The organism is Burkholderia sp. Bp9140, assembly GCF_003853425.1.
Lineage (GTDB): Bacteria > Pseudomonadota > Gammaproteobacteria > Burkholderiales > Burkholderiaceae > Burkholderia.
The window spans coordinates 1-234 of record NZ_QTPQ01000142.1 but is presented as its reverse complement, the minus strand read 5'-3'; the positions used below and the strand labels follow the sequence as shown (position 1 = coordinate 234).

Annotated in this window: 2 tRNA genes; both read right to left on the bottom strand. The window is 60.3% G+C overall.

Annotated features, from left to right (window positions below):
- Window positions 1-77, bottom strand: a tRNA-Asp gene (locus DIE21_RS37005).
- A gap of 80 nt (window positions 78-157) precedes the next feature.
- Window positions 158-233 (bottom strand) — tRNA-Glu (locus DIE21_RS37000).
- Between the last annotated feature and the right edge of the window lies 1 nt (window position 234).

Here is a 234-nt window from a genome sequence, read left to right as displayed (position 1 = left end):
TGGCGGAGCGGACGGGACTCGAACCCGCGACCCCCGGCGTGACAGGCCGGTATTCTAACCGACTGAACTACCGCTCCAACTTTCTGCACCGTTACCTGCAGGACGTCGGTTACGTTCCTGCAAGCCTCGCGACACTTCTACGAAACGCCGCTGAATCTGGCGTCCCCTAGGGGATTCGAACCCCTGTACTCACCGTGAAAGGGTGATGTCCTAGGCCTCTAGACGAAGGGGACA